This is a genomic window from Roseobacter sp. OBYS 0001 (assembly GCF_019654895.1).
Lineage (GTDB): Bacteria > Pseudomonadota > Alphaproteobacteria > Rhodobacterales > Rhodobacteraceae > Roseobacter > Roseobacter litoralis.
Genome location: NZ_BPES01000010.1, coordinates 141,982 through 148,491, shown reverse-complemented (window position 1 = coordinate 148,491; position 6,510 = coordinate 141,982). Strand labels below are relative to the sequence as shown.

Below are 6,510 nucleotides of genomic sequence, written 5' to 3'. Positions count from 1 at the left end.
TTACTTGGAGAACAGGCTAACTCAAAACACCGGACTTTTCAGGGGAGCAGGTCACTGTGATAGCGAAAGCCGCTTGGACTTTTATCATCTTCTTTCCATCGCTCGCGTTGGATGAAGTCTGTCGCGGCATTCCAATCGCGAACGAATGGTCCGCCCATCCATTTTATATATATACCTTTATCGAGGATATCACTTTTTATGCCTATGGAAACGAGTTCGTAGTGGTTGAGGAAGTCCTGAATATCCTTTCGATCCTGACGGTCTCGTTCGTTTTTGGGGTCGTTCAGGTTTTTTAGGGTGCCCTCTTCCCGGTGATACATGAAGGTGGATTGCATCTTTCTGTACAGGATTGTCGATTCCACTTTCTCTATAAGGTCGATTGTGGCGCGCTTACGTGCCATCGCAGTGCTGGCCCGGTATCCCGCAAAGGCGATACATGCTGATACTGCGATGACAACAGGTCCTGCCAACGATAGATACGAAAACGAAGAGGCAACACAAACTATCGTTTGTGTTGCCTCATTCATTGTTTCAATTACACTACACGGCGTAGTGTTAGTCACGAGAACCTTCGGATACCATGCATTTGATCCTTTGCTTACTTTTGGTCTAGACCAATCGTAGCCTCTTTCATGTGAATATTATGGCTTCGAGCCGTTTAGTCAATAGAGCGGTCAAGTCTTTAAGAAATGATTTACGATGCGGCCATCATTTGAGATATTATGTTAAATTTCTTAGTTCATTTGTACTATTCGATTTCATTGGTGCCCGGTCGGTGAATGCCCTACAGACGGCAGTCCGGTGCATAACAGAAACACCTTAATCAACAAACCGTCTGCGGGTGGCAAGACGTTAACGGACGAACTTCTTGTGCTTCAACCTTTTCGGCTCCAGGGCATCCGCACCTAACCGCCGCTTCTTGTCCTCTTCGTAATCGGTGAAGCCGCCTTCGAACCATTCCACGTGGGCTTCGCCTTCAAATGCCAGAATGTGGGTGCAAATCCTATCGAGGAAAAACCGGTCGTGGCTGATGACCACGGCGCAGCCTGCGAAATCGACGAGGGCGTCTTCCAGCGCGCGCAGGGTTTCGACGTCCAGATCATTGGTCGGTTCATCCAGCAGCAGCACGTTGCCGCCCGCCTTCAAGAGCCGCGCCATGTGCACGCGGTTGCGTTCGCCGCCCGAGAGCAGGCCGACTTTTTTCTGCTGATCGCCGCCCTTGAAGTTGAAGGACGAGCAATAGGCGCGGGAGTTCACCTCGGCATCGCCCAGCTGGATCAGTTCTGCACCGCCGGTGATGGCCTCCCAGACGTTGTCATTTGCGGCCAGATCATCACGGCTCTGATCGACATAGGACAGATCGACGGTGTCGCCGTATTCGATGGTGCCCGCGTCCGGTTCCAATTGTCCCGTGAGCATTTTGAAGAGCGTGGATTTACCCGCGCCGTTGGGGCCGATCACGCCGACGATGCCGCCGGGGGGCAGGGAGAAGTCGAGCCCCTCAACCAGTTGCTTGTCGCCGAGATGTTTGGCGAGGCCTGAGACTTCGATCACCTTGGAGCCCAGACGCGGGCCGTTCGGGATAACGATCTGCGCGCGGGAGAGTTTTTCACGTTCCGAGACCTCGGCCATCTCGTTATAGGCGTTGATCCGGGCCTTGGATTTGGCTTGGCGGGCCTTGGCGCCCTGCCGCATCCATTCAAGTTCACGCTCAAGCGTTTTCTGGCGGGATTTGTCCTCGCGCGCCTCTTGGCTGAGGCGTTTGGCTTTCTGTTCCAGCCAGTCTGAATAGTTGCCCTCATACGGCACGCCCTTGCCACGGTCGAGTTCGAGGATCCAGCTGGTGATGTCATCGAGGAAATAGCGGTCGTGGGTGACGATCAGGATGGTGCCTTTATAGGCGATCAGGTGGTTTTGCAGCCATGCGATGGTTTCCGCATCGAGGTGGTTGGTCGGTTCATCCAGCAGCAGCATGTCTGGCGCTTCGAGCAGCAGTTTGCACAGGGCGACGCGGCGCGCTTCCCCGCCCGAGAGAGATTTGATGTCGGCGTCATCGGGCGGGCAGCGCAGGGCCTCCATGGAGACGTCGATCTGGCTGTCGAGATCCCAGAGGTTGTCGGCGTCGATCTGGTCCTGCAGGGCGGCCATCTCGTCGGCGGTCTCATCCGAGTAGTTCATCGCCAGTTCATTATAGCGATCAAGGATCGCTTTTTTATCGGCGACGGCGAGCATGACGTTTTCGCGCACGGTGAGCGTCTCGTCCAGCTTGGGTTCCTGCGGCAGATAACCGACAGTGGCCCCTTCGGCGTGCCATGCTTCGCCGGAGAATTCGGTGTCCAGACCGGCCATGATTTTCATCAGCGTGGATTTACCCGCGCCGTTCACGCCGACGACGCCGATTTTCACGCCGGGGAGGAAGTTCAGGTGGATGTTCTCGAAACACTTCTTGCCCCCGGGGTAGGTCTTGGAAACGCCGGACATGTGATAGACGTATTGATAGGCGGCCATTGGGGTGTTCCTCGCGGATATGACGAATTGAGTTGTCGCTTGATATGGCAGCCCACAGGTGTTTTCAACTCCTCAGGTTTGGCGGCAGCTTTTGATGTTGTGCGCCTTGCTGGGCCAGCAAAAGATCATGACAGTTTGCGAGGTTTCGCAGCGACCGTAAACGCAGGCGAATGACTTGGGCATCCAACCTGTCCTAGTCTAGAAACCTGCCTACCGTCGGTTCGAACACGTGGGTCGCATCCACGTTGTCGGCACGTTTCCAGCCCGTCCATTCGATCCTTGGGGCACTATCATCTTTCTGATGGATGAGCTTTTCGTCCCGTATGGCGTTAAGCGCTGTGATCATGGCCATTGGGGAGGCTTCAGGGCCGACAAAGGCAGGGATCGCATCCCGCAGCGCGTCGTTGTAATCCGCCACGGTAGGATAGAGTTCCCGGTAGGCAAGAATGCTCTCAGGCTGGGCCGCGGCGGAGTCCTCGACGACCTGATGTAGCGCCCTTCGCCGCTTCTTGTCTTTTCTGATGGATCTTTTTCCCGGTGCTTTGTTCTCAAAAAAAGTTTGCAGGTTCTCTGGCACTGTAAAATCGCCTGTCTTGAGGTACTTGTCGCCTTTTTTTTCCTGCGCGCCGTCCACGATACGGTCCCACATGTTTTTGCTGCCTATTTTCCAACGCGGCTGTACGGATTCGCGGTACATGGTGTGGACGAGGTCCCGGTCCCCGAAATTATCATAGAGGATGAACCATTGAATTTGATGCGTGTGGACGCCGTGACGCTGGCCAACGTAGTCGCGGAACAGCCTGCCGTCCTGCACGACCTCGACAAAGGTCTCAGGCGGCACCATGCCAGTCATGACGGTATCCTGAGCACCCCAATGTTCAGCCATCGCTGTTTCCAAGGTCTCATGTAGGGCGGTGTCGTTTGCAACCATTTGTTTGGCCAGCTTGCTGATGCTTGCCTGAACTAATTTGCCATCGTTGAGAATTTTCTGTGCACGTGTGAAATGCGCGATCCACTCTTGTTTGCCGTCGAAGTCATCGGTTTCGGCATAGAGTTTGCTCAGGTCATCGTAGCGTTGCATCACAGGGCGTTGATTGGCTGCTTTTTGCAACACTGCCAGTTTCCCGACAACCGGGCTTTGGTCGGCCAGCAACTGCAACGGCGTTTCCACTCTGGACGGTGATGTGCTTTTGACCGCCATGCAGGGCGCGTTGTTTGGAACAATAGACCGCATCACCCAAACGTAGACGCCTGCGGTTTTTGTTGCGAGGGTTTTCTCACTTTTCAAGCGTTGGACCTGAACTCGCACGTTTGCTCTGTCCGGCAAGGGTCTGCGATTTCGCGCCAAGGTGAGGTGATTGGCTGTTGCGGCGGGCGAAGGCGTCAGTGCCCTGAGCACGGCGGATGGCAGGGCTGCAGAGGGGTGCCGCTCAACGGCGGCAGGTAAACGTCCGTGATGTAGTGTGATTTGACTTATCGCCGCCGCATGGTAGCGATAAAGACAAGGCATATTGCGGGGCTGACAGCATGCAGATCAAACACGCGCTGATGGCATCGGCTTTGGTCCTCGCGGGATGTGTGCCCCAGAGCATCAGCCTTGCGCCGCCGCCGAACCTTTATGCGGAGGGGCATAATTTCCCGAACGAAGACGTGCCGCTGGTGCTGCAGACAACCGCACCGCGCATCTTTTATCTGACGGATCGTTTGAGTGAGAAGGAGGGCGCAGGCGCTGAGATTTACGGGTCGGGGCGTTCGGAGGGCATGGCTTTTGGAACAGCACAGGTGCAGTTCGGTGCCAGCAGTTGGGACGATCTGGTCACGCGCACCTATATTGATCGGGGCGGACGGATTTCCCGGCTCGATGTTTCTGCTGTGGCAGAAAGCGTGCAGTTCAACCCGGTGCCGCTCAGCACGCTGCGTACGGATGGGGCGCTGATTTTCGACCCCGATGAGGAAGACGTCTATACGCAGGAAGGGCGCGCGTTTCAGGCCGCCATTCGCGCCGAGATCCTGCGCACCGGGAACAAACGCGTGCTGCTCTATGCCCATGGTGTCGGGTCGGGCTTTGACAAAAGCGTGACCACGCTGGCGAACCTGTGGCATTTTGCCGGGCGCAAGTCGATCCCGATCGTGTTCAGCTGGCCTGCGGGCAATGGCGGTGTATTGGGGTATTTCCGGGACCGCGAGGCGGGTGATTTCAGTGTTTTCCACGCCAAGGAGATGTTGCGGCTGTTGGCCGACATCCCGGAGTTGGAAGACATCGATATCGTGGCCCATTCCCGCGGTACGGATGTCATGACCAAGGCGCTGCGCGAGCAGGTAATTTTCTATCGCGGGGCGGGCAAGCCACCCAAACTGGCGATGAAAACGGGGACATTGATTTTGGCGGCGGCCGATCTGGACACGGGCGTGGTGCGCCAACGCTTGCAGGCGGAACGGTTCTCAGAAGCCTTTGAGCAGATCAACATTTATATCAACCCGCGCGATGGGGCGCTGCGGCTGTCTTCGATCCTAACCAATGAGCAGCGACTGGGGGCGGCAACCACTGAATCCCTGCCCCCGGCGGAACTGGCGCGGTTGCGTAAATCCGAACTGGTGCATGTGATCCGGGTGGAAAATGTGCGGGGCGGGGGGCATTCCTATTTTCGCGATAACCCTGCGGTGCTGTCCGATATTGTGCTGGCGCTGCGCACGCGCGCCTTTCCCGGTGGGACGCTGCGCCCGCTTGAGTTGGGCGAGGATGGGTTCTGGCAGTTGCATCCGAACTATCCGCTGGAGCGGTTGCCGGATTTACGCGTTGAAGGCTCGGATCGTTAGGATGGACAGCCCGCTCAAGGCATTGATCGCGCGCCATGCGCAGCTCGGCGCGGTGACATGGATCGGCCTGCGTCCCGCGCGCCGTGCGCCTCTTGTCGCCTGCGCGCGCGCCGAGGTCGGCGCAACTGGGCTGACGGGCGATCACGGAACGTCGCAAAAGCGCGCTGTGACCTTGCTTCAGGCGGAGCATCTGCCGGTAATCGGCGCGATGCTTGGGCGGGGTGTGGTGACGCCCGAAGAGTTGCGGCGCAACCTCGTGATATCGGGCATCAACCTTGCTGCATTAAAGAACCGGCAGTTGCAGATCGGAGACGTCGTGTTGGAGGTGACCGGAATTTGCGCCCCGTGCAGCCGCATGGAGGAAATCCTGGGGCCGGGCGGCTATTCGGCGGTGCGCGGGCATGGCGGATGGTGTGCACGCGTGTTGCAGAGCGGTCAGATAAACTGTGGCGATGCAGTCATGCCATTGACAAGCACGGCCCCGGCCTGATTGTAGGGCGTTGACCATCAGGCAAGGGAGCGATGGGTGCGACAAGGCTTTCCGAAAGCGCGCGCAGGTGAGGTGATCGGTCTGCTTGGCGGCTCGTTTGATCCGGCACATCAGGGCCATGCGCATATTACACGCGAGGCGCTCAAAAGGTTCGGTCTGGATCGGATCTGGTGGCTGGTCTCTCCGGGGAACCCGTTGAAACCGCAGGGTCCGGCCCCGTTGGACACGCGGATGGCCCGTGCAAAGGCGATCATGCAGCACCCGCGCGTGATCATCACCGACGTCGAAACGCGGCTTGGCACGCGCTATACGGCGGCGACGCTCGATCAGTTGTCCGCACTTTATCCGGGGGTCCATTTCGTGTGGCTCATGGGGGCTGACAATCTCGCGCAGTTTCACAAATGGCAGCGCTGGCGTGACATCGCCAGCACCACGCCGCTTGGGGTTCTTGCCCGTCCCGGCGACAGAATACCGGCGCGGATGAGCCCGGCTGCGGCGGTTTTTGGCCGCGCGCGCATACCCAGCCGCGCATCGCAGCTTTTGGGGCGCGCCGCAGCCCCTGCGTGGTGTTTTGTTAACGTACCGATGGTAGAGCAGTCTTCATCAGCGATCCGGTCGAGGGGCGGCTGGGTCTGAGGCTATGATCGCCCGAAATTGGTGCAAGATCATGGGTTTTGCACTGTTGTTTCTGCGCC

At 57.7% G+C, this 6,510-nt stretch carries 6 protein-coding genes; 3 read left to right on the top strand and 3 right to left on the bottom strand.

Annotated elements, in window-relative coordinates; translation table 11 throughout:
* Positions 1–38: 38 nt before the first annotated feature.
* The 3 genes from K5Q35_RS17490 to K5Q35_RS17480 form a co-directional block, all read right to left on the bottom strand.
* On the bottom strand, positions 39–527 hold the full coding sequence (locus K5Q35_RS17490) for a DUF4760 domain-containing protein (protein WP_220800681.1): 489 nt from the start codon (positions 525–527) through the stop codon (positions 39–41).
* A gap of 325 nt (positions 528–852) precedes the next feature.
* Complete coding sequence (ettA, locus tag K5Q35_RS17485) at positions 853–2,508, bottom strand: energy-dependent translational throttle protein EttA (protein ID WP_220800679.1); 1,656 nt, start codon at positions 2,506–2,508, stop codon at positions 853–855.
* A 193-nt stretch (positions 2,509–2,701) separates the two neighbouring features.
* The gene (locus K5Q35_RS17480) at positions 2,702–3,619 is read right to left on the bottom strand and encodes a LirA/MavJ family T4SS effector (protein ID WP_220800677.1); all 918 of its coding nucleotides are present in this window, start codon (positions 3,617–3,619) and stop codon (positions 2,702–2,704) included.
* 416 nt (positions 3,620–4,035) lie between these two features.
* Here K5Q35_RS17480 and K5Q35_RS17475 point away from each other — a divergent pair, with 416 nt between their 5' ends.
* From K5Q35_RS17475 to K5Q35_RS17465, 3 genes are read left to right on the top strand one after another with little or no spacing between them, the layout of a single operon-like run.
* On the top strand, positions 4,036–5,325 hold the full coding sequence (locus tag K5Q35_RS17475) for an alpha/beta hydrolase (RefSeq protein WP_013963373.1): 1,290 nt from the start codon (positions 4,036–4,038) through the stop codon (positions 5,323–5,325).
* Between the two features lies 1 nt (position 5,326).
* Complete coding sequence (locus K5Q35_RS17470; RefSeq protein ID WP_220800675.1) at positions 5,327–5,815, top strand: MOSC domain-containing protein; 489 nt, start codon at positions 5,327–5,329, stop codon at positions 5,813–5,815.
* 36 nt (positions 5,816–5,851) lie between these two features.
* Positions 5,852–6,451: a nicotinate-nucleotide adenylyltransferase gene (locus K5Q35_RS17465; RefSeq protein WP_013963371.1), complete on the top strand. Its 600-nt coding sequence runs from the start codon at positions 5,852–5,854 to the stop codon at positions 6,449–6,451.
* Positions 6,452–6,510: the final 59 nt, after the last annotated feature.